The organism is Pseudomonas sp. zfem002 (assembly GCF_032621685.1).
GTDB lineage: Bacteria > Pseudomonadota > Gammaproteobacteria > Pseudomonadales > Pseudomonadaceae > Aquipseudomonas > Aquipseudomonas japonica.
Map to the genome: position 1 here is coordinate 24,610 of NZ_JAVYJH010000012.1, position 25,922 is coordinate 50,531.

23 protein-coding genes are annotated in these 25,922 nt (G+C 63.8%); 15 read left to right on the plus strand and 8 right to left on the minus strand.

Features of this window, described 5'->3' with window-relative positions; all coding sequences use genetic code 11:
- Positions 1 to 87: 87 nt before the first annotated feature.
- Positions 88 to 2,688 (minus strand): bifunctional aconitate hydratase 2/2-methylisocitrate dehydratase, encoded by a 2,601-nt coding sequence (gene acnB, locus RTI28_RS15130; RefSeq protein ID WP_316921349.1) that lies wholly within the window; start codon positions 2,686 to 2,688, stop codon positions 88 to 90.
- A gap of 403 nt (positions 2,689 to 3,091) precedes the next feature.
- On the opposite strand from acnB, the gene RTI28_RS15135 reads away from it, so the two are divergent.
- Together RTI28_RS15135 and RTI28_RS15140 are read left to right on the plus strand one after the other, a co-directional pair.
- Positions 3,092 to 3,559, plus strand: coding sequence for a DUF1289 domain-containing protein (locus RTI28_RS15135; RefSeq protein WP_316921183.1), 468 nt, complete (start codon positions 3,092 to 3,094; stop codon positions 3,557 to 3,559).
- A gap of 114 nt (positions 3,560 to 3,673) precedes the next feature.
- Positions 3,674 to 6,508 carry an RHS repeat-associated core domain-containing protein gene (locus RTI28_RS15140; RefSeq protein ID WP_316921184.1) on the plus strand — a complete coding sequence of 945 codons (2,835 nt, stop codon included), beginning with the start codon at positions 3,674 to 3,676 and terminating at the stop codon, positions 6,506 to 6,508.
- Between the two features lie 44 nt (positions 6,509 to 6,552).
- Here RTI28_RS15140 and RTI28_RS15145 read toward each other — a convergent pair whose 3' ends face one another.
- A complete protein-coding gene (locus RTI28_RS15145; RefSeq protein ID WP_316921185.1) occupies positions 6,553 to 7,416 on the minus strand; it encodes a universal stress protein in 864 nt (287 codons plus the stop codon).
- 156 nt (positions 7,417 to 7,572) lie between these two features.
- On the opposite strand from RTI28_RS15145, the gene RTI28_RS15150 reads away from it, so the two are divergent.
- A complete protein-coding gene (locus RTI28_RS15150; protein ID WP_316921186.1) occupies positions 7,573 to 8,178 on the plus strand; it encodes a tRNA-(ms[2]io[6]A)-hydroxylase in 606 nt (201 codons plus the stop codon).
- A 45-nt stretch (positions 8,179 to 8,223) separates the two neighbouring features.
- Here the strand turns inward: RTI28_RS15150 and RTI28_RS15155 are convergent, their stop codons facing one another.
- From RTI28_RS15155 to RTI28_RS15170, 4 genes are all read right to left on the minus strand, one after another.
- The gene (locus tag RTI28_RS15155) at positions 8,224 to 9,450 is read right to left on the minus strand and encodes an MFS transporter (RefSeq protein ID WP_316921187.1); all 1,227 of its coding nucleotides are present in this window, start codon (positions 9,448 to 9,450) and stop codon (positions 8,224 to 8,226) included.
- A 187-nt stretch (positions 9,451 to 9,637) separates the two neighbouring features.
- Positions 9,638 to 10,135: an HIT family protein gene (locus RTI28_RS15160; RefSeq protein WP_316921188.1), complete on the minus strand. Its 498-nt coding sequence runs from the start codon at positions 10,133 to 10,135 to the stop codon at positions 9,638 to 9,640.
- A gap of 104 nt (positions 10,136 to 10,239) precedes the next feature.
- The gene (locus RTI28_RS15165; RefSeq protein ID WP_316921189.1) at positions 10,240 to 10,551 is read right to left on the minus strand and encodes a cupin; all 312 of its coding nucleotides are present in this window, start codon (positions 10,549 to 10,551) and stop codon (positions 10,240 to 10,242) included.
- 200 nt (positions 10,552 to 10,751) lie between these two features.
- Positions 10,752 to 11,408 carry a helix-turn-helix domain-containing protein gene (locus tag RTI28_RS15170; RefSeq protein WP_316921190.1) on the minus strand — a complete coding sequence of 219 codons (657 nt, stop codon included), beginning with the start codon at positions 11,406 to 11,408 and terminating at the stop codon, positions 10,752 to 10,754.
- Between the two features lie 280 nt (positions 11,409 to 11,688).
- Here RTI28_RS15170 and RTI28_RS15175 point away from each other — a divergent pair, with 280 nt between their 5' ends.
- The 7 genes from RTI28_RS15175 (at position 11,689) to mhpD (ending at position 18,796) form a co-directional block, all read left to right on the plus strand.
- Positions 11,689 to 13,263 carry an FAD-dependent monooxygenase gene (locus RTI28_RS15175; RefSeq protein WP_316921191.1) on the plus strand — a complete coding sequence of 525 codons (1,575 nt, stop codon included), beginning with the start codon at positions 11,689 to 11,691 and terminating at the stop codon, positions 13,261 to 13,263.
- Positions 13,264 to 13,292: 29 nt separating this feature from the next.
- On the plus strand, positions 13,293 to 14,216 hold the full coding sequence (locus tag RTI28_RS15180; protein ID WP_316921192.1) for a VOC family protein: 924 nt from the start codon (positions 13,293 to 13,295) through the stop codon (positions 14,214 to 14,216).
- Between the two features lie 11 nt (positions 14,217 to 14,227).
- The gene (locus RTI28_RS15185; protein ID WP_316921193.1) at positions 14,228 to 15,079 is read left to right on the plus strand and encodes an alpha/beta hydrolase; all 852 of its coding nucleotides are present in this window, start codon (positions 14,228 to 14,230) and stop codon (positions 15,077 to 15,079) included.
- Between the two features lie 89 nt (positions 15,080 to 15,168).
- Positions 15,169 to 16,128 (plus strand): acetaldehyde dehydrogenase (acetylating), encoded by a 960-nt coding sequence (locus RTI28_RS15190; RefSeq protein WP_316921194.1) that lies wholly within the window; start codon positions 15,169 to 15,171, stop codon positions 16,126 to 16,128.
- On the plus strand, positions 16,118 to 17,140 hold the full coding sequence (dmpG, locus tag RTI28_RS15195; protein WP_316921195.1) for a 4-hydroxy-2-oxovalerate aldolase: 1,023 nt from the start codon (positions 16,118 to 16,120) through the stop codon (positions 17,138 to 17,140). The genes RTI28_RS15190 and dmpG overlap by 11 nt, the downstream gene beginning before the upstream one ends.
- A gap of 39 nt (positions 17,141 to 17,179) precedes the next feature.
- Positions 17,180 to 17,821, plus strand: a complete 642-nt coding sequence (locus tag RTI28_RS15200; RefSeq protein WP_316921196.1) for a hypothetical protein — start codon at positions 17,180 to 17,182, stop codon at positions 17,819 to 17,821.
- A 198-nt stretch (positions 17,822 to 18,019) separates the two neighbouring features.
- Complete coding sequence (mhpD, locus tag RTI28_RS15205) at positions 18,020 to 18,796, plus strand: 2-keto-4-pentenoate hydratase (RefSeq protein ID WP_316921197.1); 777 nt, start codon at positions 18,020 to 18,022, stop codon at positions 18,794 to 18,796.
- A gap of 40 nt (positions 18,797 to 18,836) precedes the next feature.
- Here mhpD and RTI28_RS15210 read toward each other — a convergent pair whose 3' ends face one another.
- Positions 18,837 to 19,763, minus strand: coding sequence for a LysR substrate-binding domain-containing protein (locus RTI28_RS15210; RefSeq protein ID WP_316921198.1), 927 nt, complete (start codon positions 19,761 to 19,763; stop codon positions 18,837 to 18,839).
- 141 nt (positions 19,764 to 19,904) lie between these two features.
- Between RTI28_RS15210 and gtdA the strand changes: the two genes are divergently transcribed.
- The 5 genes from gtdA to RTI28_RS15235 all read left to right on the plus strand — a co-directional run bounded on the left by gtdA (position 19,905) and on the right by RTI28_RS15235 (position 24,992).
- The gene (gtdA, locus tag RTI28_RS15215) at positions 19,905 to 20,960 is read left to right on the plus strand and encodes a gentisate 1,2-dioxygenase (protein ID WP_316921199.1); all 1,056 of its coding nucleotides are present in this window, start codon (positions 19,905 to 19,907) and stop codon (positions 20,958 to 20,960) included.
- 17 nt (positions 20,961 to 20,977) lie between these two features.
- The gene (locus RTI28_RS15220) at positions 20,978 to 21,676 is read left to right on the plus strand and encodes a fumarylacetoacetate hydrolase family protein (RefSeq protein ID WP_316921200.1); all 699 of its coding nucleotides are present in this window, start codon (positions 20,978 to 20,980) and stop codon (positions 21,674 to 21,676) included.
- 80 nt (positions 21,677 to 21,756) lie between these two features.
- Positions 21,757 to 23,109 (plus strand): aromatic acid/H+ symport family MFS transporter, encoded by a 1,353-nt coding sequence (locus tag RTI28_RS15225; protein ID WP_316921201.1) that lies wholly within the window; start codon positions 21,757 to 21,759, stop codon positions 23,107 to 23,109.
- An 18-nt stretch (positions 23,110 to 23,127) separates the two neighbouring features.
- Positions 23,128 to 23,769: a maleylacetoacetate isomerase gene (gene maiA, locus RTI28_RS15230; protein WP_316921202.1), complete on the plus strand. Its 642-nt coding sequence runs from the start codon at positions 23,128 to 23,130 to the stop codon at positions 23,767 to 23,769.
- Between the two features lie 29 nt (positions 23,770 to 23,798).
- Positions 23,799 to 24,992 (plus strand): 3-hydroxybenzoate 6-monooxygenase, encoded by a 1,194-nt coding sequence (locus tag RTI28_RS15235; RefSeq protein WP_316921203.1) that lies wholly within the window; start codon positions 23,799 to 23,801, stop codon positions 24,990 to 24,992.
- Between the two features lie 58 nt (positions 24,993 to 25,050).
- On the opposite strand, the gene RTI28_RS15240 is transcribed toward RTI28_RS15235, so the two are convergent.
- Positions 25,051 to 25,881 (minus strand): alpha/beta hydrolase, encoded by an 831-nt coding sequence (locus RTI28_RS15240; protein ID WP_316921204.1) that lies wholly within the window; start codon positions 25,879 to 25,881, stop codon positions 25,051 to 25,053.
- Between the last annotated feature and the right edge of the window lie 41 nt (positions 25,882 to 25,922).

Genomic DNA, 25,922 nt, shown 5'->3' on the forward strand with positions numbered 1-25,922 from the left:
ATACCTCGTAGGAGCGTGGCTTGCCCGCAACCACCGCGCATAAAAAAGCCCCGCCATAAGGCGGGGCTCTTTCAACGCAGTTACAGCTTAAACCTGAACGGCCGGGATCTTGGCGTTCTCAGCCGCTTCGCGGAACTCGGCGATCTGGTCGAAGCTCAGGTAGCGGTAGACGTCGGCAGCCATGCTGTCGATGTTCTTCGCGTACTCCATGTACTCCTCGATGGTCGGCAGCTTGCCGAGGATCGAAGCGACCGCGGCCAGCTCGGCCGAAGCCAGGTACACGTTGGTGGCGTCGCCCAGACGGTTCGGGAAGTTACGGGTCGACGTGGAGACCACGGTCGAACCGGTCTGCACACGTGCCTGGTTACCCATGCACAGCGAGCAGCCTGGCATTTCCATGCGCGCGCCAGCCTTGCCGTAGATGCCGTAGTAGCCTTCCTCGGTCAGCTGGTGGGCGTCCATCTTGGTTGGCGGAGCCAGCCACAGACGGGTCGGAATGCCACCCTTGACCTTCTCCAGCAGCTTGCCGGCAGCGCGGAAGTGACCGATGTTGGTCATGCACGAACCGATGAACACTTCGTCGATCTTCTCGCCCTGTACGGTCGAGAGCAGACGGGCGTCGTCCGGGTCGTTCGGCGCGCAGAGCACAGGCTCCTTGACGTCGGCCAGGTCGATTTCGATGATCTCGGCGTATTCGGCGTCGGCATCGGCGGACAGCAGCTCGGGGTTGGCCAGCCAGGCTTCCATCGCCTGTGCACGGCGCTCCAGGGTACGGGCGTCGCCGTAGCCTTCACCGATCATCCAGCGCAGCAGGGTGATGTTGGACTGCAGGTACTCGGCGATGGCCTTTTCCGGCAGCTTGATGGTGCAACCGGCGGCGGAACGCTCGGCCGAGGCGTCGGACAGTTCGAACGCTTGCTCGACGGTCAGGTCGTTCAGGCCTTCGATCTCCAGGATGCGGCCGGAGAAGGCGTTGATCTTGCCTTTCTTCTCGACGGTCAGCAGGCCTTTCTGGATCGCGTAGTAAGGGATGGCGTGAACCAGGTCGCGCAGGGTGATGCCAGGCTGCAGCTTGCCCTTGAAGCGAACCAGGATCGACTCCGGCATGTCCAGCGGCATGACGCCGGTGGCGGCAGCGAAGGCCACCAGGCCGGAACCGGCCGGGAACGAGATGCCGATCGGGAAGCGGGTGTGCGAGTCGCCACCGGTGCCGACGGTGTCAGGCATCAGCATGCGGTTCAGCCAGCTGTGGATGATGCCGTCGCCTGGACGCAGGGATACACCGCCACGGGTGCGGATGAAATCCGGCAGGGTGTGGTGGGTGTTGACGTCGATCGGCTTCGGATAGGCAGCGGTGTGGCAGAACGACTGCATGACCAGGTCGGCGGAGAAGCCCAGGCAAGCCAGGTCCTTCAGCTCGTCGCGGGTCATCGGGCCAGTGGTGTCCTGGGAACCGACGGTGGTCATCTTCGGCTCGCAGTAGGTGCCCGGACGTACGCCGGTCACGCCGCAGGCCTTGCCGACCATCTTCTGCGCCAGGGTGTAGCCCTTGCCGGTGTCGGCTGGCTGCTCTGGCTTCTTGAACAGGTCGGAAGCGCCCAGGCCCAGTTCGGCACGCGCCTTCTCGGTCAGGCCACGGCCGACGATCAGCGGGATACGGCCGCCAGCGCGGACTTCGTCGAGCAGTACTTCGGTCTTCAGCTCGAAGCTGGTGACCAGTTCGTCGCTGCCGTGACGACGGACTTCACCCTTGAACGGGTAGACGTCGATGACGTCGCCCATGGCCAGGTTGGTGCAGTCGAATTCGATCGGCAGGGCGCCGGCGTCTTCCATGGTGTTGTAGAAGATCGGGGCGATCTTGGTGCCGAAGCAGAAACCACCGCCGCGCTTGTTCGGCACGTACGGGATGTCGTCGCCGAAGAACCACAGCACGGAGTTGGTTGCGGATTTGCGCGAGGAACCGGTACCGACCACGTCACCGACGTAGGCGACCGGGAAGCCCTTGGCCTTGACCGCTTCGATCTGCGCCAGCGGGCCGACCGAACCAGGCTGCGAAGGCTCGATGCCGTCACGGGCCATCTTCAGCATGGCCAGGGCGTGCAGCGGGATGTCAGGGCGCGACCAGGCGTCCGGGGCAGGGGACAGGTCGTCGGTGTTGGTTTCGCCAGGCACCTTGAACACGGTCAGGGTGTATTTCTCGGCGATGGCCGGACGCGAGGTGAACCACTCGCCGGCGGCCCAGGAGTCCAGGACGGCTTTGGCGTGGGCGTTGCCCGACTTGGCTTTCTCGGCCACGTCGTGGAACGCATCGAACATCAGCAGGGTGCCTTTCAGCTGTTCAGCCGCGACGGCGCCCAGTTCGGCGTCATCCAGCAGCTCGACCAGGGTGGCGATGTTGTAGCCGCCCTGCATGGTGCCCAGCAGTTCGGTGGCACGCTTGCGGTCGATCAGGGGGGATTTGGCTTCGTTTTTGGCGATGGCGGAGAGGAAGGCGGCCTTGACGTAGGCGGCTTCGTCAACGCCTGGCGGAACGCGGTCGGTGATCAGTTCAACGAGGAAGGCTTCTTCGCCGGCCGGCGGGTTTTTCAGCAGCTCGACCAGGCCTGCGGTTTGTTCGGCGTTGAGCGGCTGGGGAACGATACCCAGTGCTGCGCGCTCTTCGATATGTTTGCGGTAGGCTTCAAGCACAGTTTTTACCCTCATCAGTGGTCCCAAATGGGTGTCCGGGACGCTCATCCAGAAAATCCGCACTCATGCGCAAATACGGCTTTTTGGGCCGCGTAGCCAGAGTTGCAGGAAATCCTTACAGAAGCTGCTTTCAAAGTTTTACGCCTGTAGAACGGAGGCTGATGAGGGCTGGTTCGGAACATTCAGGGATGAATCTTCCGAACCAACGCCGTTCTACCGGATGAACTGTGCTCGTGACGCTTTGAAAACAGCTTCTAACGGACATTGGTGCCTAAAAAGGCGGTGTGATTCTACGGCAATTTCCAGATAAAGGTAAGGCGACGATGAAGACTTTAACGAGTGACCCTGGGTAGACAAAGGGCTAACATGGCCGCTTGTCTCGCTGCCACGCTGTCGATTCTTCATGTCCAATCAGTCCATCAAGACGCCTTGCGTCGGCCTCTGTTCCACGGTTTACGGGGACACGGTGTGCCGCGGCTGCAAGCGTTTCCACCACGAAGTGATCCACTGGAACGGCTACAACGACGACGAGAAACGCGCCGTCTGGCTGCGTCTGGAGCTACTGCTGGTGCAGGTGATGACGGCCAAGCTGGAGGTGTTCGACGTCGAGCGCCTGCGCCAGCAACTGGAGCAGCGCAAGATCCGCTACGTGGCCCACCAGTCGGAATACTGCTGGGCCTATCAACTGATCGCCCGCGGCGCGCGGGTGATTCGCGAGCTGGAAGCCTACGGGCTGGTGCTGTTGCCGGAGTTCCGCGACTGGGAGCTGCCGCAGTTGCGCGATGCCATCGACACCGAGTTCTTCCTGCTCTCCGAAGCCCATTACCAGCGCTATATCGCCCCGGGCTTTCTCAAGGACGCCTTGGGCTAGGTCGCAGCTCGTCCGGCGCCACGGCGTTTTCCCGGTGCTCTCTTATGCTCAAGGAAACGATTCGGTCATTGGCGAAACAGATCAGCAGTGGTTTCAGCTTCAGGGAGACTGACGATGAACACTGCCGCGGCCGCCGTGCACCGCCATACGCCGGATATCCAGGCCTTCGATGGGCGTGGCCTGGTGGTGCGCGAAGTCGCCTACCTGCGTCATCCCGACGATCTCCAGGCCAGCAGCCTGATCACCCGGCATCGATGGGACGCCCGCGGCTTTCTGGTGCAAAGCGCCGATCCGCGGCTGCACGAGTCGGGCCTGTGCAACCTGCGCCAGCACACCGACCTGGCCGGCCAGGTACTGTGTACCCGCAGCGCCGATGCCGGTGTCGCCCTGGTCCTCAACGATGCCGCCCGTCGGCCGGCGGTGCGTTTCGATCATATTCGCCTGCTCGCCGATGACAGCGAGGACCAGGCCGAGATCGTCACCCGCTGCTGGGTCTACGAGGACGCGCAATTGCCGGGGCGCCCGCTGCGCCTGAGCGAGCAGGCCGTTGGTCAGGATGCGCGAATCACCGAGTGCTTTGTCTACGCTGGCGCCACCCCCGCGGAGCAGGCGCTGAATCTCGCCGGGCGTTGTGTCAGGCACTACGATCCGGCGGGCCTGCGGGTGACCGACCAGGTGGCACTCACTGGCGTGCCGCTGTCGCTGACCCGCTTCCTGCTCGATGCCGCCGATGATGTCGAGACCGAGGTCGACTGGCAGGACCCGGAGGCCTTTCCGCGCCCGGACAGCCCATCCCATACGAGTCTGAGCCGCACCGATGCCAGCGGTGCGCCGCTCACTTCGACGGATGCGGCTGGTCATTGCCAGCGCATTGCCTATGACGTGGCCGGCCAGGTCAAGGGCCGCTGGCTGACCCTGAAGGATGGCGCCGAACGAACGATCGCCGATGCCCGCACCTACGATGCCGTTGGCGGCCTGTTGCACGAGGTTCATGGCAATGGCGTGCAGGTCAGCCAGGCATATGAGGCGCAGACCCGGCGTCTGACCGCGATCCGCGTCGAGCGTCCCGCCGGACATCCGCTGGGCGCCGCGCTGTTGCAGGATCTGCGCTACGAGTACGATCCGGTCGGCAACGTCACGCGCATCGACAACCTGGCCGAAAGCCGGCGTTTCTGGCGCAACCAGGAGGTGCTACCGGAGAGCACCTACCGCTATGACAGCCTCTATCGCCTGATTCAGGCCACGGGCCGGGAAATGGCCAGTGTTCGCTGTCAGGATGGGCGTCAGGTTTCGGGCCCGGTTGCGCTGGATGACGCGACCTATACCCGCTATACCCGCAGCTACCACTACGACAGCGGCGCCAACCTCACGCAGATCCGTCACAGCGCACCTGCTGCGGCCAGCGGTCACACCGTCGATATCACCGTCAGCGAACGCAGTTGCCGCGCCGTGCTCAGCAGCCTCGCCGCCACGCCAGAGGAAGTGGATGCGCTGTTCTCGGCCGCTGGCGGCCAGCGCAGCCTGCAGCCGGGCCAGGCGCTGCAGTGGACGCCCCGGGCGCAGCTGCGCAGCGTCGTGTTGGCCACGCAGGAAGGCCGCACGACGGATCACGAGCACTATCGCTACGACGCCGATAGCCAGCGGGTGCTGAAATTCACCCGGCACGCCAACCGCACGCAGCGGGTGCTCTATCTGCCCGGCCTGGAACTGCGCAGCTCCAGCAGCGGCGATGTGCCGGGCGAGCAGCTGCAGGTCATTCGGGTGGACGCGGCCCGCGTCCTGCACTGGACAGAAGGCAAGCCGCAGGACATCGACAACGACCTGCTGCGCTACAGCTACACCACGCTGACCGGCAGTTGCGGGCTGGAGCTGGATGGCCAGGGTGCCATCATCAGTCGCGAGGAGTATTACCCGTACGGCGGCACGGCGATCTGGACGGCGCGCAACGCCGTGGAGGCGGATTACAAGACGCTGCGCTATTCGGGCAAGGAACGCGATGCCAGCGGCCTCTACTATTTCGGCCAGCGTTATTACCAGCCTTGGGTCGGGCGCTGGTCGAGCGCGGATCCGGCGGGCACCGCGGACGGACTCAATGCGTACGTCATGGTCGGCAACAACCCGGTGAGTTTCTTCGACAGCGACGGCCTGATGCAGCGCTCGCCGCACGCCACTGGCAAGCGACCCGCCACGCCCCCCTACGCCATCCTGACCACCGGTCTGACCCGCTTTCCCTCCCAGGAGCGACACCAGGTGCTCGAAGCACTGGACGAGGCCAGCGGCATCATGCTCAAGGCAACCCAGCCGGAGCCGCTGCCCGCCGATGAAATGCGGACCTGGTTCGGCCCCGCCCACGGCATGCAGACCTGGAACGTGGTACTCACCTGGGACAGGATCGCGCACCTGATGGTGATCTACCGCTCACCCACCCCTGGCTACGAGAAATTCCAGCGCATCCTGTCGCCCGATCCGGAGCAATATGCCGCGGTCAACAGCGACGATGCGGACGGCAAGGTGCTGGTCGATACCGCCTTCTTCGACAGTGGGACGTCACTGCAGGACCGGGCCGTGACGCTCATCCACGAGTTCTCCCATCTGCGCGACATATCGAAGGTCAATGTGAAGGGGCCAGGAACGCGGGATTTCTTCTATTTGGCGGAGGACGATCCACGGCACGACTCGGACAAGATCGTCAACCGGGGTGTGCTGGCGACCAGCGACATTACGGATACCGCGGGCCTGTTCAATGAGATTGCCGAGCTTGACGGCTTTGCGGTGCAGCAGGTGGACGACACCCTCATGACCTACACCCACCAGCAGAAATTCCAGTTCATGACCCCCCGGCAGGCACGCAACGAGTTCGAAACCCGGCCGTTGCTGCGGACCCAGGTCGCGATGCGGAACGCTGACAGCATTGCCCATGGCGCGAGCGCGATTGCCGCGCGTCGCTGATCCGCCACTCGCGCTGGCCGGGACTGCCCGGCCAGCGCGAGCGTTCAGCCTTGCGCCAGCTCGTTCAACTGCGACGCCACCGCCGCGGTCTTCAGCACCAGCACGTCGCTTTCCAGCGAATCCAGCACCACCTCCGCGGTATTGCCGATCAGCGCCCCGGTGATCCCGCTGCGCGCCACGGTGCCGATCACCGTCACCACGGCGTCCAGCTTGCTGGCGGTGTAGGGGATCAGCACATCCGCCGGCCCTTCGGCGACATGCAGGCGCTCGTCGCTGATATCGAACTCGGCCTGGAACGCCGCGCACTCCTCGCGATAGCGCTGCTCGATGGTTTCCTTCAACTGGTACACCGGATCCGCTGCCGAGAGCATCGGCGACGGATGGGCACTGATCACGTGCAGGTCGCCCTTGGCCAGGCCGGCGATGGCGTAGCCGTGGTCGATGATGTCGCCGTGCAGGACGCGGTGGTCCTGGTCATGGTTGCCGACGTCCACCGCGGCGAGGATCACCCCGCCGGCCCACGGCCGCTCGGTCTTGACCATCAGCACCGCGGCCGGGCACAGGCGCAGCAGCTTCCAGTCGGAAGGGGTGAGCAGGGCCTTCTTCAGCGGATTGTCCGGACGGTGTTCCTTGATCACCAGGTCGCAGCCCTCGGCCTGCTGCACATCGATGATCGACTCGTGCAGGGTGTCGTGCCAGGCCTGCTCGAAGGTGACGTTGTCGTAGCCATCGTCGTGCAACTGGCTGGTCAGCAGGCTGAGCAGGGCGCTGTGGTCGTGCTTGCGGTCGCACATCAGCAGGTGCAGGCGCGCGCCGGTGGCGCCGGCGATGAGTTTGGCCCGGGTCAGGGCGCGGCTGTGGGCGTGGTCGGGATCGAGGACCACCAGAATGCTGCGGACGGCTTGCATGAGCGTGAACTCCCTTGGGGAAATGGCGAGCAATGCCTGACTATAGTCGGCGGTCCGGGCGATGTGGCTTGATGCATATCAAAGCATAGTCACTGGTGATCGCCGCCGACGCCGGTATAATCGCCGCCCCTGTCGCCTCATGCCGTTCGTGAATCCATGCAACTCATCCCCGAAATCGATGCCTTCCTCGGTTGCCGTACCCCCGATGCCTGGGTGCACGCGGCGCTGGCCGACCAGGAAACCCTGCTGATCGACCACAAGAACTGCGAGTTCAAGGCTGCCAGCACCGCCCTGAGCCTGATCGCCAAGTACAACACGCACATCGACCTGATCAACATGATGTCGCGTCTGGCCCGCGAGGAACTGGTCCATCACGAGCAGGTGCTGCGCCTGATGAAGCGTCGCAGGATCCCGCTGCGGCCGGTGTCCGCCGGTCGCTACGCCTCGGGCCTGCGCCGCGTGGCCCGCGCCCATGAACCGGCCAAGCTGGTCGACACCCTGGTGATCGGCGCCTTCATCGAGGCACGCAGCTGCGAGCGTTTCGCCGCGCTGGTGCCGCACCTGGACGAGGAACTGGGCAAGTTCTACCACGGCCTGCTCAAGAGCGAGGCGCGGCACTACCAGGGCTACCTGAAGCTGGCCCTGCAGTACGGCGATGCCGAGGATGTCCAGCGCACCGTGGACAAGGTGCGCGAAGTCGAGGTCGAACTGATTCTTTCCGCGGACGAGGAATTGCGCTTCCACAGCGGCGTTCCGGCCTGATCCAGCCTGGCGCGAAGATCGCTTCGCGCCAGGCTGGATCAGGGCTCAGCAGGGTTGCACGGCCAACCGGTTGCTGACCTTGCGCCCCAGTAGCAGCACCGTCACGAAGCCGCAGCCCACCAGGGCCGTGGCCAGGCTCATCAGCACCGGGCTGCCGAGCTGGTCGACGATGCGCCCGCCGAAGAACGAGCCCAGCGCGATGATCACCTGGAACATTGCGACGAACAGCGGCATGCCGCGTTCGACATCCTTGGGCGCCACCACGAACATCCAGATGCTGGCGCAGGCCGGGAACGCCCCGAAGGCGAAGCCCCACAGTGCGATCAGCAGCGCCGCGCCGGTCAGGCTGGTGGCGAAGTAGGGGAACAGGAAGGTGCTGATGCCGATCAGCAGCGCCACCAGCAGCAGGGTGTGGCGCACGCTGCGGTTGGCGGCGAAGCCGGCGAAGATGTTCCCGGCGACCCCGGCCATGCCGTAGAGCAGCAGCAACGAACCGATGGTCGGACCGTCGAAGCCGGCCCTTTCCTTGAAGAACGGTGCGACATAGGTATACGCGGCGAAGTGCGCCAGGCCGATCAGCAACACCGCGATCAGGCCGATCCGCGCTTGCGGATTGACGAACAGCGCCGGCAGGTCGCTGACGCGAATGGCCTTTTCCGGGTTGAGCCGTGGCAGCAGGAAGATCTGCGCCAGCAGCACCGGCACGCCCACCAGTGCGGTGGCGAGGAAGGTCATGCGCCAGCCCATCAGGCCGCTCAGCCAGGTGCCGACGGGTACGCCGAGCACGGTGGCGAGGGTCACCCCGACCATGATGATCGACGTGGCCTGCGCCACGCCGACGCCCTTGGGCGCCAGGCGTCCGCTGAGGGCAATCGCCGTCGCCCAGAAGCCGCCGATGCTGATGCCCAGCAGCACGCGGCCGAACAGCAGCAGGCTGAAGTCGCTGGCGAAGGCCACCACGGCGTTGGCGATGATCATGATCAGGGTCAGGCCGACCAGCAGGTAGCGCCGGTCGAGGGCACCGATGCCCACCGAGAGCAGCGGCGCGGCGAGGGCGGCCATGATGCCGGGCAGGGTGACCATCAGGCCGGCCTGGCCGGCGCTGATACCGAGATCGGCGGCGACATCGTTGAGCACGCCGACCGGGAGGAATTCACTGGTGACCAGGGCGAAGGCGCCGATGGCTACGGAGAGGATGGCGAGCCATTGTTGGGTGAGGCTGCGTTGGTTCGGGTCGTCGAGGCTTCGAGAAGCCTGGCTGGGGCTTGGCATGGTCTTGGGTTCCAAGGAGGGCGCCTGGAGCAGGCGAGGGGATGGGAAAAACGGGGGGCGATTATAGGAGTCGGGGTTGGGCGGCCGACAGACGGGCGGTTCGATAGTGATCATCAGGGGGATTGATGGGGCGGCCTGGGCCGAGGGGCTGTTTTCGAGCCAGGCAGCCGCACTGTGCTGTGGATGTTCAGCGAGACGCTGAGCTCGCAAACACCGTGCGCATCAAGTCAATGGTCTGGTTGATGGAGGGGCCCTGTACCGCCGGTGGATCAGGCCGCTCGCAAAACTCTCGCCATACAAAGAGGGTCAGTTCTGCACCGTCCGTTTGAGGCACGCTATTGTCGATCGAGCCAAAAGCCTGGAGCGACCTGTATCTGTCGTCTTGCCAGAACAGGGTCTCGATCCAGGGGTAGATCGGGATGAAGTGGAAATGGATGGAGTGCCCGGCATCATGACCAAAACGGCTGATGTACAGACGGTGTGGATGCAGGTGCGTTTCGATGGCCTGTTGGGTTCTTGCCTGTAGCAGGCCCAACTCTGCGAGCGCTTGCTCCGACAGCGCGGCCAACGAGTTGGTCATCTGCTTTGCGCTGAGTATCAGATAGCCAGGCAACGCACTGTCAATGCGCTGGTTCAACACCCAGTGCGATGACTCATGAATGATGAAGCGAGGCGGTATGTCCATATTGCGGCCCTGAAGAATGATCGAGGCAGGGAATCACTCGTGTTCTGAGCAGTGTCAGCGTCTGGTTGCCTGGAAATGACCGTTATTCAGGCCATCCAGGCAACCTAAACGCTGCCCTCACGTTCGATGACCAGAATCCGCGCTTCTCCGCGAGGATGTGCGACGTGCTCGCAGCCAACTCCCGCGAAAAACACGTCGCCAACCGTCAATGTCACCAGGTGTTCAATGCCGGACTCGCGATAGTGCATATCGACGATGCCGTCGAGGACGGCGAATACCTCCTCGCCATCATTGACATGCCATTTGTACGGCTGGTCGGTCCAGTGCAGTCGAACGGTGGTGCCGTCCATGTTGGCTATGTCGTCCGCGCCCCAGGCGCGAGTGGCGGTGAATTCCTTGCTGCGAATAACTCTCATGGGTCATGACACTCGTCGTGAATTTGTAGCGATTGATCAGAACCGTTGACCGTCCGCGGCCAAGCGAAAAGTGCAGATGGCACAACGCAGTCGATGTTGAACTACGGGTGATTCACTCAACAAGGTGCCCCGCAGCCGTCGCGAGCATCAACTATTCGTGCCGAGCCAGCCTTTCAACAGGGCATCAGGACGGAAGATGTTCAGGCCTCTCCACGAAGTTCGGCGGCATAGATCTCGCCCAAGACAACCATGGCTTGCGCGAGCTGCGGCATTTGCGCTGCAAGATGACGCTGCGGGTCTGCCTGCATGGCCACGAAGGCGCCATCGAAACCGGCAATGGCAAAGTACGTGAGCTTGTCGGCGATGACCTGAGCGACCTCCTCGCCGTACGCGGCGAAGGATGAGGAAATCATGCTGTGCATGTGGGCGCGACCCTCCAGGCGCACCTGGGCAATCAGCGCATCGACTTCGGCCTCCTTCGCTTCGGCGCTCATGATCAGAATCAGATGCAGGCGAAGGAAATCCGGGTGAGCCATGAAGACTTCACCGGTGCGCTTCAGATGCCAGCTCAGTCGTTCATGCGCTGTGCCACTGCCTGGCGGATGAGCATAGGCCTCGGCCAGCGCAGCGAAGAAGCGCTCGGCATTGTGCAGCATGACGGCGGAAAGCAGTCCTGCCTTGGATTCGAAATGATGGTAGATAGCGCTCTTGGGAAGCCCTGTCTCACTGCTTAGCGTCGAAAGGGAAGTAGCTGCATAGCCCTGTTGCGCCATGAGTCGAGAGGCGACATCCAGGATTTCCTCGCGTGAGCGTTGTCCTCGGCGGTTATTCGTACGAACGATCTTCTCTGACCTCATTGGTCGACATGCCTCCACCTGGCGATAGCGTATCGCCAAAGAAAATTTTAAAGACCGGGGCGACTCGCCAGCCCCTCCATCGACAGCAGCGTTCCCGATCTGGTCGGGAATTTGTGGTGATCACTCCGAATTTTACCTTTCCGCGCGCGATTGGACAGCTGCCGTGTTGCATCGGCACGCCCGTCTGCCGGGTGTTGCAATCCCGGAAAAATCATGTCTAGTATTTATATACCGAACGATCGGTACAAAAACAAAGCAAAGCCGCCGACGGAGTGATGACATGCTTCAACAAGACGCTTCCACCCGGTACGACACCGATGTAGCCATCATCGGCTACGGTCCCACCGGTATTGTCAGTGCCCTCACACTTGCCAGGCATGGTGTGAACGTAGTCGCTTTCGAGCGCGAACAATCGATCTACCCCCGCGCCCGGGCGGTAACGGTCAACGACTGGACCATGCGTATTTTCCAGGAGCTGGGGATCGACGATCGCATCGAAAGCGTCATCGAAGCCCAGCGGGGCTTGCGCTGGCAAACCTATGCCGGCGAGGAAATCATGCGGATCATGCATCCGCCCAGCACCCTGGGGACCCGAAACACCAAGCCGCGCTTCTACAACATCTATCAGCCCGTCATGGAAGCAGAGCTGCGCCGCTGTGCCGATGAATACGCTCAGCAATTGCAGGTCAACTTTGGCTTCGAGGTGGTTGGCATCGACCAGGACGCCGATGGCGTCACCATTACCAGCCGTCATGTCGAGACCGGTGAGGAAAAGACTACACGCGCCCGCTACGCCATTGCCGCCGATGGCGGTTCCAGCGTTTGCCGCGGCCTGCTGGATATCCAGCTCGATGGGGATACCAATGACGTGACCTGGGTGGTGATCGACTGCCGGGTGAAACGCTGGTGGCCGGATCGGGACTTTCTCACGTTCTGGTCAGACCGGGACCGCCCCGTGGTGGACATCGCCCTGTCGGCTGGCAATCACCGCTGGGAGATCCCGCTTCGTGCCGGTGAAACCCCCGCCGATTACCCCACCGCGAAAGAAGTGTGGCCCTTGCTGCAGGCCTTGAATGTTACAGAGGCGGATGTGGAGATCCATCAGCACGCCTTCTACAAGCACCATGTCCGGATGGCTGAAACCTGGCGCCGTGGCCGGATTTTCCTGGCCGGCGATGCTGCCCACCTGATGCCGCCATGGGCGGGCGCCGGCATGCAAAGTGGCATGCGCGATGGGCATAACCTCGGCTGGAAGATGGCCGCGGTCATCAAGGGCGATCTGCCTGAAGCGTGGCTGGATACCTATGAAACCGAGCGCCGCCCCAATGTGACGTTCTTCACCAACCTGGCCGTCGCCCTGGGTCGAGTCATCAAGCAGGAAGCCTCGCCGGAAGAAATCCAGGCCATCAACCGGGTACCCGAAGGCCAGGTCGCGCTGCATGAATCGCCACTGGTTGCACCGCCGGTGCTGGAGGCGGGCTGGCTGCGCGGCGAGCGCGGCAGCACCAGCATCATTGGCCGCATGCTGCCGCAGCCGGTCATGGGTGACAACGTCGGTCGCGTTGCCCGAGCGGACTGCCTGATTCCTCCAGGTTTTGTCCTGCTCGGCGCGGATGTGGATCCCCTCAGCGTACTGAGCGCCGATGAAAAGCGCGGCTGGGATGCCCTGGGCGCTCGCTACATTCCGATCCGCTCGAAAGACCAGTACACCCAGGCTCCCCATGAGCTGGTGGACCTGGATCAGGTGATCCTGCCCTGGATGGCCCGTTACGGCGCCAAGGTGATTGCCGTTCGCCCGGACAAATTCGTCGCTGCCGACGACGCGCACGGCCTTGCTGTGCCCGAGATCGCCTGAACATAACAACACTCTCAAGGCCCCCTGACATGGCGCATATCAAAGAACTGGCCTACGTGGTCTTCGAAGCCGGCGACCTCGACGCATGGGAACATTTCGCGACGGAGTTGCTCGGCATGCAGCTCGCCGAGCGTGCTGACGACAGCCTCGCATTGCGCATGGACCACAAGGCCTATCGCTGGATGATCCAGGCTGGCGCTGCCGAAGACCTGGTGGCCAGTGGATTCGAAGTGGCAAGCGATGCTGCGCTCGATCAACTGGTGGCGCAGTTGCGCGACGCCGGATTCGATGTGACGCAAGGCGACCCGGCGCTGCTGAGGCGGCGCAAGGTAAAGCGCTTGTTCCATACCCGAGACCCGATGGGCAACCGGGTGGAGTTGGTCACCGGCTTCGCGGATGCCGACACCCCCTTCGCGTCTACCCGTCTCAAGGGCCGGTTCGTGACCGGCGCCGGCGGCGCCGGTCACGAAGTGCTCGCGGCTCATGGTGTTTCCCGCGCAACCTACCTGGCGTTCTACGAGCAGCTGCTGGGCTTCAGGACCAGCGACATCATCATCGAAGAGGTGGCGCCCGGCATCTTCGCCGACCTGATCTTCATGCGCTGCAATGAGCGTCATCACAGCCTGGCCCTGGGTGAGATACCGCTGGCGAAGAACATCCACCACATCATGGTCGAGGTCAGCGACTACTGCGATGTCGGTACTGCCTACGATCGCTGCCTGGATGCCCGTCAACCGATCGAAATGACCCTGGGCCAGCATCCCAACGACCAGATGCTCAGCTTCTACGTGCTCACGCCCTCGGGGTTCAGCCTCGAATACGGGTGGGGCGGCCTGCGGGTCGACGATGCCACCTGGGAGGTGAAAACCCTCGACAGGCTGCACAGCTGGGGCCACCGACCGCCGGAAGTCGTTTCCGCGCTGTTGAGCGCCGCCACGCCTCTCAAACCATAAGGATTGCCATCATGTCCACCTCGTTCACCCAGCAAGATCTCGCACGCAGCATTCGCACCCGGGACTGGAACCTGCGCTACTACGAACTGGGAGCAGGGCACCCGGTCATCCTGCTGCATGGCAGCGGCCCTGGAGCCACCGGCTGGAGCAACTTCTCGGCCAATATCGCTGCGCTGGCCGAGCATTTCCACGTCTACGCCGTCGACATGCCCGGTTGGGGCGAGTCGGATGCGGCGACGGTCGATCAGCTCGACCATGTCAGTGCCGCCATTCAGTTCATGGATGCCCTCGGTATCGAAAAAGCGGCCTTCGTCGGCAACTCCATGGGCGGCCAGACCTCGCTGCGGCTGGCCACCGAGCATCCGGAGCGCATCAGCCATTTGGTCACCATGGGGCCTCCAGTGGGCAAGCTTCCGACGCTGTTCGGGGCGGGCGACGGTCCCTCGGAAGGACTCAAGGTGCTGATCGATGCCTACCGCGAGCCCAGCCCGGAAAACATGAAATCGCTGGTCGAGATCATGTGCTTCGACAAGGCCCGCTTCGCCACGCCGCAACTGTGCAAAGCGCGCTCCGATGCCGCCCTCGCACGCCCGGAACACCTCAGGAACTACGTCGAAGGGCTGCCCAAGGGCGCGCCTCTGCCCAAGTGGGTAGACCTGGGCAAACTGCGTGACATCAAGGTTCCCTCGCTGTTCATCCACGGTCGTGACGACCGTGTGGTGTCCTACGAAACCTCGCTGCTGCTCACCGCCCATGTGCCCGATTCCCGTCTGGTCCTGCTCAATCGCTGCGGGCACTGGGCAATGATCGAGCACGCAGAGGAATTCAACGATCTGGTGACCACCTTCATCAAGGGGCACTGACGCGCGTGACGGCGAGGCCCCGGAAAACACCGGGGTATCGCACTCGTACGCGCCCCAGGCAAGCGTTTCTCGATCAAGAGAGATAAACGATGAATAGAAAACTCAACGTGGCCATCGTCGGGTCCGGCAACATCGGCACCGACCTGATGATCAAGGTCATGCGCAATTCGCAGCACCTTCACATGGCGGTGATGGTCGGGATCGACCCGGCCTCCGATGGTCTGGCGAGGGCCGCACGCATGGGCGTGGCCACGACCCACGACGGCGTGGAAGGCCTGACCCGCATGGCGGAATTTGCCGACATCGATTTCGTCTTCGATGCCACCAGCGCCGGCGCCCATGTCCGCAACGATGCTTTTCTGCGTTCGATCAAACCGGGCATCCGCCTGATCGACCTGACCCCGGCCGCCATCGGCCCGTACTGCGTGCCGGTGGTCAATCTGGAGCAGAACCTGAATCAGCTGAACGTCAACATGGTGACCTGCGGTGGCCAGGCGACCATCCCGATGGTCGCCGCCGTATCCCGCGTGGCCAAGGTGCATTACGCCGAAATCATCGCGTCGATCGCCAGTCGATCGGCGGGCCCGGGCACCCGGGCCAATATCGACGAGTTCACCGAAACCACCTCCAGGGCCATCGAAGTGATCGGCGGGGCGGCCAGAGGCAAGGCGATCATCATCATGAATCCGGCCGAGCCGCCGCTGATGATGCGCGACACCGTGTTCGTGCTGTCCGAAGCGGTCGATCAGGCAAAGGTCGAAGCGTCCATCGAAGCAATGGCCGCTGCGGTGCAGGCCTACGTGCCGGGCTATCGCTTGAAGCAGAAGGTGCAGTTCGACGTGATCCCGGACAACGCACCGCTGAACATCCCCGGGCACGGCCAATTCTCGGGCCTGAAGACCTCGGTGTTCCTCGAAGTCGAAGGTGCCGCCCATTACCTCCCGGCCTATGCCGGCAACCTCGACATCATGACCTCGGCAGCGCTGGCCACCGCCGAGCGCATGGCACTGTCGATGATCAACGGCAGGGGAACCGATCATGACCTTTGATCCCGGCAAGAAGCTCTACATTTCCGATGTCACCCTGCGTGACGGCAGCCACGCGATTCGCCACCAGTACTCGATCCAGAACGTGCAGGACATCGCCCGCGCGCTGGACAAGGCGCGAGTGGATGCCATCGAAGTGACCCACGGTGACGGCCTGCAGGGTTCCAGCTTCAACTACGGCTTTGGCGCCCACAGCGATCTGCAATGGATCGAAGCCGCTGCCGACGTCATCGAACATGCGCGTATCAGCGTATTGCTGATACCCGGCATCGGCACCGTCCACGACCTCAAGCAGGCCTACGACGCCGGTGCCCGCTCGGTACGGGTGGCCACGCACTGCACCGAGGCCGACGTCTCCAGACAGCACATCGAATATGCCCGCGAACTGGGTATGGACACGGTGGGCTTCCTGATGATGAGCCACATGATCCCGGCCGAGCAGTTGGCGGCCCAGGGCAAGCTGATGGAGCGCTACGGCGCGCAGTGCATCTACATGGCCGACTCCGGCGGCGCGATGAACATGACCGACATCCGTGAGCGCATGCGTGCCTTCAAGGCGGTGCTTGACCCGCATACGCAGACCGGCATGCACGCCCACCACAACCTGAGCCTGGGCGTGGCCAACTCCATCGTGGCGGTGGAAGAGGGCTGCGATCGCGTCGATGCGAGCCTCGCGGGCATGGGCGCCGGTGCCGGCAATGCGCCGCTGGAAGTGTTTATTGCCGCTGCCGAGCGCATGGGCTGGAACCACGGCACGGACCTGTATCGCTTGCTGGACGCGGCTGACGATCTGGTCCGCCCGCTGCAGGATCGGCCGGTGCGGGTCGACCGCGAAACGCTGGCGCTGGGTTATGCCGGGGTCTATTCGAGCTTCCTGCGCCACGCCGAAGTGGCGGCGGCCAAATACGGCCTCAAGACACTCGACATCCTCGTCGAGCTTGGCAAGCGGCGCATGGTCGGCGGTCAGGAAGACATGATCGTCGACGTGACACTGGATCTGCTGGCCCGGAAATAAAGCACTGCACCCTCAACCTAAATAAAGAAAGGCATAACAATGACAAAATTTCTTTCTGTTTTCTTGCTGGCAGGACTTTTCGGGCAGGCAGCCGCTGCAGAACAAGCGCCGCTAACCGGCATGCTAGGTGCCTATTACACGGATGCGAATGTGAACAATGCAGGGGCCGCACCCGATGGCGAAGGCCATGCGCGTGGCCTGGTCGGAGAGTTGGGCAAGGACTGGCTGTACGCTTATTTCCAGTACGAGGAACCCCGCTTCGACCTGAAACTTGCGCCTGGCGTCAAAGAGCGCGTGGAGGCCGAAGAACTGCGCCTGGGGGTTGGGGCACGCAAGCGCTTTCAGCGGGGGCAGGCTTTCGTCGGTGTCGAGCGCTTCAGCCAGAAGTTGAAGTTTCAAAACCTGCCTGCCGATGGCAGCGACTTCGGCGTGGGTGTTCACGTCGGCGGCGATTACCTGGTGACCTTGCTTGCCGATAAGTTCCCGCTGGTTGTCTTCGGCGATCTCGGTGTCTTCGAGTTGAAGCACAGCAGCGCCAGGGAAGTTCGCGTCGGCCTGAAAACCATGCTCACGCCACATCTGGGCGCCATGGTGTCCTACCGGCGTTTCGAACAGGACCTGGATGCTGAGCCGGACATGACGCTCACCGGTCCGATGGTCGGTATCGCCTGGCTGTTCTGACCGTCGCCGATGCCGGGTGCCTTGAGCACGCCCCTGACATCAGCCGGCATCAGCAACAGGTTTAAAACAACTTCCATTTGCAAGAAGGGGACCTCTGAACAAGCCCCGGTGCGTTGCCGACTTTGAAAAAAGTCGCCATCAGCCTGCTGCGCCCGGGATGTGTTTGCAGGCCCCTCGAAAACCACAAGGTACAAGAACGTGACAGACCTGAATGACCTGGCCAACAGCCTTATGCAGGCTCAGGAAAGCGGTCGGCCAATCGCGCCGATTCGTAGTCGACTGAGCGACGGAGACAGTGAGGCCGCCTACCGCATTCAACAAATCAACGTTGAAAAGGGCGTTGCCGCCGGGCGGCGTATCATCGGCCGCAAGATCGGCCTGACCAACCCCGCTGTCCAGCGCCAACTGGGTGTCGATCGCCCCGACTTCGGTACGCTGTTCGCCGATATGTGTTACGGCGACAACGAGCCCCTGGACCTCGCACGTTTCATCCAGCCCAAGATCGAGGCTGAGATTGCCTTTCAACTGGGGCGTGACCTTCCGCATGCCGATACCACGCACGGCGATGTATTCGAGGCCATCCGCTGGGTCATACCGGCGCTGGAAGTCGTCGACAGTCGTATCGAACACTGGAATATCCGCTTTACCGATACCGTGGCGGACAACGCTTCCTGCGGCTGCTTCGTGCTGGGTGGCCCGGTCCGACAGCTTGGCAACCTGGATCTGCTCGACGGCAGGATGAGCCTGACACGCAACGGCGAAACGGTATCCACCGGCTCGGGGGCAGAGTGCCTGGGTCACCCGCTCAATGCGGTCGTCTGGCTTGCCCGGGTCATGGCCAGGGCGGGGACGCCTCTCAAGGCGGGCGATATCGTCCTCAGCGGCGCGCTCGGTCCGATGGTCCCGGTCAACCGTGGAGACAGTTTCACGGCGCAGATCAGTGGCGTCGGCCGGGTGTCGACACACTTCATCTGACGCCTGAAGCGGGCCGTCAGCGGCCCGCTCACGCCGCGGATCAGGGTTTGCGAATGGGTGAGCGGGCGGCCTCACGCAGGCTCTCGAGCAGATCCAGCACCGCCCCTTCGATGAGTGGCTCATCCCGCCAGCACATGCCGATCGACCCTTCCGCCTCCAGTTCGAAATCCAGCCGCCGCAGCAAACCGCGCCCATGGAAATGCTCGGCCACTCGCCCCGACGCCACCGACAGCATGTCGCTGTTCTGCATCAACCACAGGTTGGCCATCAGTGATGACGATTCGATGCGGCACGGCAGCGGCTTGCGCCCGGCATTGGTCAGGGCGGTGTCCAGCCGGTTGCGGATCGGCGTGGCCGGTGGCCACAGCAGCCAGTCGTACTGATACAGGTCATCCCAGCCCAGCCCTGTGCGCTGGGCCAGTGGATGGTCGGGGCGGGCCACCACCTGCATCGGTTCGCGGAACAGCATCTCGCTGTGCAGGGCCTGGCTTGGCTGGTAGTTGTCGATGCGCCCGACCACCACATCCAGCTGGCCCAGCTGCAGGCGCTTGAGCAGCACATCCATGGTGCTTTCCTGCAGGGATATCTGCGCCTTCGGGTGCTTTTGCAGAAAGTACAGGATGGCGTCGGGTACCAGGCTCGGCGCCGAGGCGGGCGAGGTGCCGATGGCGACGTTGGGCGTGTTGCCTTCGCGCAGGGCATCGAGGTTGCTCTGCGCCCGTTCCATTTCGCTGAGGATGCGCCGCGCATGGTTGACCAGCAGGGTGCCCTCGGCGGTTGGTCGCAGGCCGCGGGCATGGCGCTCGAACAACAGCGCACCGGCATCTTCCTCCAGCTCCTTGAGGAACTTCGACAGACCCGGCTGAGTGGTATAGGCCTGCCGGGCGGTGTCGCTGAGGTTGCCGGTTTCGGCCAGCGTCACCAGCAGTTGCAGGTGGCGCGGGCGCAGGCGGCGGGTCCAGTGCATGGTCTATCTCCCATCATATTTTTCATATGGCTGCATATGAAAATATCATTTTTTTTGTATGGGAAGGGGGCGTTTAATCGGCTCCACAACGGGGCGCTGCCACCGCCATCCGCCCCTTCACAGCCCACCACAGGTGAAGCGATGAATAACAACGACAACATCGGCACGGCCCGTGCCGACTTCTATCAACGCATCGATAGCCAGGCACTGTTCCCGCTGTGGGAGCAACTGCACAACCTGGTGCCGGCGCAGCCCACCACCCCCTGCGTGCCGGCCCTGTGGCGCTTCAGCGAAGTGCGTCCGTACCTGATGGAAGCCGGCCAGCTGATCAGCGCCGAAGAAGCCGTGCGCCGGGTACTGGTGCTGGAGAACCCGGGTATTCGCGGCCAGGCCTCGATCACCCCCAGCCTGTATGCCGGCCTGCAGCTGATCCTGCCGGGCGAGATTGCCCCCAGCCACCGCCACAGCCAGTCGGCACTGCGTTTCGTGGTCGAAGGCAAGGGCGCCTACACCGCAGTGGATGGCGAGCGCACCACCATGCACCCCGGGGACTTCATCATCACCCCGTCCTGGACCTGGCACGACCACGGCAACCCGAGCGAAGCCGAAGGCGGCGAACCGGTGATCTGGCTCGATGGCCTGGACATTCCCACCGTGCGTTTCTATGGCGCCGGCTTTGCCGAGAACTATCCCGAAGCAGTACAGCCCGTCAGCCGACCCGAGGGCAACAGCCTGGCCCGCTACGGCGCCAACATGCTGCCGCTGCGTCATGAGGTGCAAGGCGCCACCTCGCCGATCTTCAGCTACCCCTACGCCCGCACCCGCGAAGCCCTGGCCACCCTTGAGCGCCAGGGTGAAGTGGATGCCTGGGACGGGGTGAAACTGCGCTACGTCAACCCGGCCACCGGCGGCTGGGCCATGCCCACCATCGGCACCTGCATGCAGCTGCTGCCGCGCGGCTTCGTCGGCCAGACGGCCCGCTGCACCGATGCCACCGTGTACTCGGTGGTCGAGGGCCGTGGTCGCGCCATCATCGGCGGGCAGACCTTCCACTTCGAGCCCAGGGACACCTTCGTGGTGCCGAGCTGGGCGGCCTTGAGCCTGCAGGCCGACGACGAGTGCGTGCTGTTCAGCTATTCCGACCGGCCTGTGCAGGAGGCCCTCGGGCTGCTGCGCGAAGCCCGCGAACACCATTGAACCAAGGAACCCCTGCCATGACTTACCTGTTCGAACCTGCCGCCACCACCAGCCTGCCGATTGCCGGAAGCGACCAGCGCTTCCCGGTCCGCCGCGTGTACTGCGTGGGCCGCAACTACGCCGCCCACGCCCGCGAAATGGGCTTCGACCCCGATCGTGAACCGCCTTTCTTCTTCTGCAAGCCAGCCGATGCCGTGGTGCCAGTGGCCGACGGCCAGACCCTGGAGCTGCCGTACCCGACGCAAACCAGCAACTACCACTACGAGATCGAACTGGTCGCGGCCATTGGCAAAGGCGGGCGCGACATTGCGCTGGATCAGGCCAGCCAGCACGTGTTCGGTTACGCCGTGGGCCTGGACATGACTCGCCGTGACCTGCAGATGCAGATGCGCGAAATGGGCCGCCCGTGGGAAATCGGCAAGGCCTTTGACGCCTCCGCGCCCATTGCACCGTTGCACCCGGCCAGCCAGGTCGGCCACCCGGCACAGGCCGGCATCTGGCTGCAGGTCGAAGGCGCGGACCGCCAGCGCAGTGACATCGACAAGCTGATCTGGTCGGTACCGGAAACCATCGCCTATCTGTCGCGCTTTTTCGAACTGCAGCCCGGTGACCTGATCATGACCGGCACTCCCGAAGGCGTCGGCCCGGTGGTGGCCGGCGAGCTGATGGTGGGCGGCGTCGATGGCCTGGGCGAAATCCACGTCCGCGTCATCTGATTGCCCCGGGCCGGCGCAGTCGGCCCTTCCTCCCGGCTCTACACGTGGCCGCGCCCGGCGCCGGCCCGGAGGTTTCGCTCATGTCTTCCACCGACAAGAACAACACCGTGGATGTACAAGCCTTTATCGACAGCCAACCGGTCAGCCGCTTCCAGTGGCGCATCCTGTTGCTGTGTTTTCTGGTCACGGCCATCGATGGCCTGGACACTGCCGCCATCGGCTTCATTGCCCCGGCGCTGCGTGAGCACTGGCAGATCGGTGCCGCCGACCTTGGCCCGGTGCTTGGCGCCGCGCTGGTCGGTCTGATGCTGGGGGCGTTCATGGCCGGGCCGCTGGCCGACCGTTTCGGCCGCAAGCGCGTGCTGCTGTGGTCGGTGGCCTGCTTCGGTGTCTTCAGCCTGGCCGCGGCGTTCGCCCAGGACCTGCACAGCCTGGCGCTGTTGCGCCTGCTCACCGGCCTGGGCCTGGGCGGGGCAATGCCAAACGCCATTACCCTGACCGCCGAGTACTGCCCGCAACGGCGCCGCTCGCTGATGGTCACCGGTATGTTCTGCGGCTTCACCCTGGGCTCGGCGTTGGGCGGGCTGGTCGCCGCCCAGCTGTTGCCGGTGTTCGGTTGGCGCAGTGTGCTGGCCCTTGGCGGCGTGCTGCCCCTGGCATTGCTGCCGGTACTGCTGCTGGCGCTGCCCGAGTCGGTGCGCTTTCTGGCGCGGCGCGAGCCGGGCGACGCCAGGGCGCTCGCCATCCTGCGGCGTATCGGGGCACTGCCGGCGGAGTGCCAGGGCGTGCTCATCGACGACGTGGTCGAAGGCCATTCGCCGGTGCGGCAGATTCTCGCCGCGCCGTTGCGCCGCGGCACCCTGGCGCTGTGGCTGGCGTTCTTCATGAGCCTGCTGATCATCTACGGCATGACCAACTGGCTGCCGCTGCTGGTGCGTGACACCGGCCTGAGCCTGAGCCAGGCGGCGCTGATCAGCGCGCTGTTCCAGATCGGCGGCACCTTGGGCGCCGTGTGCCTGGGCGCGGCCATGGACCGCTTCGAGCCGCACCAGGTGCTGGTGCTGGCCTTGCTCGGCGGCGCCGGCTGCCTTTTCGCCATCGGCCAGAGTCATGGCGACTACGTGCTGCTGGGCCTGAGCGTGGCCGGCATGGGCTTCTGCATCAGTGGTTCGCAGGTCGGCGCCAATGCACTGGCTGCCGCCTTCTACCCCACCAGCAGCCGCGCCACCGGGGTGAGCTGGGCGCATGGGGTAGGGCGCATCGGCTCAGTCTGCGGCACCTTCGGCGGCGCGCTGCTGATGGACGCCGGGCTGTCCTTCGAGGTGCTGTTCGGCGTGCTCATGCTGCCCGCCGTGCTGGCCGCCGCGGCGATCTTCTTCAAGGGTGCGCGGCCGGCCATCGCGCTGCGCGCCAACCCCCACACCACGCTTTGATCGAGCAGGACCCTTGCCATGCAGCTCTACAGTTTTTTCAACAGTTCCACCTCGTACCGGGTGCGCATTGCCCTGGCGCTCAAAGGCCTGGAGGTGGACTACCACGGCGTCAACCTGCGCGCCGGTGAACAACGCCAGGCGCAGCACCGTGAACTCAGCCCCCTCGGCGGCGTACCGGTGCTGGTAGACGACGATGGCGTCAGCCTGACCCAGTCGCTGGCGATCATCGATTACCTCGACGCGCACTATCCCCAGGTACCGCTGCTGCCCAGCGAACCCTTGCTGCGCGCACGGGTGCTGGAAGTCGCGCTACTGATCGCCTGCGATATTCACCCGCTGAACAACCTGCGCGTGCTCGGCTACCTGCAGCGCGTGCTGGAAGTCGGGGCCGAGGAAAAAGACCGTTGGTATGCGCACTGGGCGGCCGAAGGCCTGGCCGCGCTCGAAGTCCTGCTGCAACGCCATGGCGATGGCCCGTACTGCTTCGGCACGCAGCCGACCCTGGCCGACTGCTGCCTGGTGCCGCAGGTGGCCAACGCCGAGCGCATGGGCTGTGACCTGCAGGCGTACCCACGGGTGATGGCGGTGTACGACCACTGCCAGGCCCAGCCGGCCTTCCAGCGCGCCGCCCCCGGCCGCCAGGCCGATTTCATCCAATAAGAACCGCAGCCTGTACGGAGACCCCAACCATGACTGGCAAACAACAGAAAATCATCATTGTCGGCGGTGGTATCGGTGGCCTTGCCGCCGCCCAGGCCCTGACCGCCCAGGGTATCCAGGTGCTGCTGCTGGAGCAGGCCGACCACATCGCTGAAATCGGTGCCGGTATCCAGCTCGGTCCCAATGCCTATGCCGCGCTGGATGCCCTGGGCGCCGGCGATGCGGCGCGCAATCGCTCGGTGTTCACCGACCACCTGATCATGATGGACGCCATCGATGCCCATGAAGTCGGGCGCATCGAAGTGGGCGAGCGCTTCCGCGAGCGTTTCGGCAACCCTTACGGGGTGATCCACCGCGCCGACATCCACTTGTCGATCCTCGAGGCGGTGCAACAGAACCCGCTGATCCGCTTCCAGACCTCTACCCATATCGCCGGCCTGGAAATGGACGATCACGGCGTGACCCTGACCGACAGCAAAGGCAACCGCTACCAGGCCGATGCAGTGATTGGCTGCGACGGCGTCAAGTCGGTGATTCGCGAGCGCATGATCGGCGACCCGGCGCGGGTGACCGGGCACGTGGTGTACCGCGCGGTGGTCGATGTGCAGAACATGCCCGAGGACTTGCGCGTCAATGCCCCGATGCTCTGGGCCGGCCCGCGCTGCCATCTGGTGCATTACCCGTTGCGTGGCGGCCAGCAGTACAACCTGGTGGTGACCTTCCACAGCCGCAACGAGGAGCAGTGGGGGGTGAGCGATGGCAGCAAGGAAGAGGTGCTGTCGTACTTCGAGGGCATCCACGAGCGGCCACGGCAAATGCTCGACCGGCCGACCTCCTGGCGCCGCTGGGCCACCGCTGACCGCGACCCGGTGGAGCAGTGGGGCGAAGGCCGGGCAACCTTGCTGGGCGACGCCGCGCACCCGATGACCCAGTACCTGGCCCAGGGCGCATGCATGGCGCTGGAGGATGCGGTGGTACTGGGGCAGGCGGTGAAAGCCTGCGAGCATGACCTGCAGGCGGCGTTTCGCCTGTACGAGTCGATCCGTATTCCGCGCACCGCGCGGGTGTTGTGGTCGGCGCGGGAAATGGGGCGGCTGTACCACGCCAAGGGCGTCGAGCGGATAGTGCGAAACCAGCTATGGGAAGGGCGTTCGCAGGAGCAGTTCCATGATGCGGTGCAGTGGTTGTATGGGTGGAATATCGATACCTGCCTGAAGCGCTGAGGAACGGGTCGGAACGGCCAGGAAGGAGCCAGGATAACGACCTGGCTCCCAGGCCTGATCAGCCTCGAATAAAGGCCAGGAGGTCAGCGTTGATCGTATCGGCTTCAGTGGTTGGCATCCCGTGGGGATACCCTGGGTAGATCTTCAGCGTGCTGTTGCGCAGCAGCTTTGCCGAAAGCACGCCCGAAGCCTCGTATGGAACGATCTGATCGTCGTCACCATGCATGACCAGTACTGGCAGGGTGATCTTCTTCAGGTCTTCGGTGAAGTCCGTTTGCGAGAAGGCGACGATGCCGTCGTAATGAGCCTGGGCACAGCCCATCATGCCCTGGCGCCACCAGTTCCGGATGACGCCTTCCGAGGGCTTGGCGCCTGGACGGTTGTAGCCATAGAACGGTCCTGCCGGGACGTCATGGTAGAACTGCGCGCGATTGGCCTTGAGCTGAGCCTGGAGATCGTCGAAAACCTGCTTCGGCAAGCCACCCGGATTGCTCTCGGTTTTCACCATCAGTGGGGGTACCGCACTGATGATGGCCGCCTTGAGGACGCGGTCTTCACCATGGCGGGCAATGTAGTGCACCACTTCACCACCGCCGGTGGAGTGCCCGACATGAATGGCGCCCTGGGTACCGAGATGATTGACCACCGCCGCCACATCGTCGGCGTAATGGTCCATGTCGTGACCGTCCCAGACCTGGCTCGAGCGTCCATGACCCCGTCGATCGTGGGCAACGACCCTGAAGCCGTTGGCGAGGAAAAACAGCATCTGCGCGTCCCAGTCATCAGCGCTGAGCGGCCAACCATGATGGAAGTGGATTACCTGGGCGTCCTTGGGGCCCCAGTCCTTGTAGAAGATTTCAACGCCGTCCTGTGTCGTGACGTATCCCATGTTTGCGTCTCCTGCGTTCGGTGGAGTTCGATGAGCAGCAC